This window comes from Streptomyces alanosinicus, assembly GCF_014650595.1.
GTDB classification, from domain to species: Bacteria; Actinomycetota; Actinomycetes; order Streptomycetales; family Streptomycetaceae; genus Streptomyces; species Streptomyces alanosinicus.
On sequence record NZ_BMVG01000153.1, the window covers coordinates 1 to 905 of the forward strand.

At 65.4% G+C, this 905-nt stretch carries 1 protein-coding gene and 1 pseudogene; both read left to right on the forward strand.

Annotated features, from left to right (window positions below; all coding sequences use genetic code 11):
* Position 1 precedes the first annotated feature (1 nt).
* A pseudogene (locus IE277_RS48710) lies at positions 2-67 on the forward strand (hypothetical protein); the annotation flags it as partial.
* Positions 68-905: IS630 family transposase (locus tag IE277_RS46740; RefSeq protein ID WP_229882614.1), on the forward strand; the 838-nt coding region annotated here is incomplete at its 3' end. It abuts the pseudogene before it with no gap.

Below are 905 nucleotides of genomic sequence, written 5' to 3' on the forward strand. Positions count from 1 at the left end.
GTTGTGGGCCGGGGAGGGACGCCGGCGCAAAGATGTCGCCGAACTGGCCGATGTATCGGAACGGACGGTGGACCGCACCAGGACGCGGTACTTGGAGGAGGGCGTCGCGGGCCTGGTGGAGAAGAAACGCGGCGGCGGGAAGGCCCAGGTGTCGCCGAGGACCCGTAGCCGGGTGATCGCGCTGACAAAGATGACACCGCCCGCGGAAACGGGCCTGACGCACTGGTCCACGCGCACCCTGGCGGCGTATCTGAAACGGGTGGAAGGGATCAAGGTCTCGTTCCACTACATCGCCCGCGTCTGGGGTGAGGAGAATCTGAAGCCGTTCCGGTCGGGCACCTTCAAACTGTCCAAGGATCCGGGGTTCGCGGAGAAGGTCGTCGACATCGTCGGGCTGTACCTGGCCCCGCCCGGTGGCGCGGTGGTCCTGTCCGTCGACGAGAAGACGCAGATCCAGGCGTTGGACCGGACCCAGCCCGTGCTGCCGGTCACCTTCGCCGCCACCGAGAAGCGCACTCACGACTACATCCGGCACGGCACCACGAACCTGTTCGCGGCGCTGAACGTCGCCACCGGCGAGGTGCTCGGCGAGTGCAAGCCGAGCCGGAACGCGGCGGACTTCCTGGCGTTCTTGAAGAAGGCGGTGAAGCCATACCAGGGCAGGGAGATCCACGTGGTGCTGGACAACCTGTCCACGCACACGACTCCGGAGGTGAAGGCGTGGCTGGCGAAGAATCCTCACGTGCACTTCCACTTCACCCCCATCGGGTCGTCGTGGCTCAATCAGATCGAGATCTGGTTCGGGATCATCACCCGGCAGTCCATCCGCCGGGGCACGTTCTCCAGCGTCCATGTCCTGGTCAAGCAGATCCGCGACTACATCGGCTCCTGGAACGTGAAGGCGA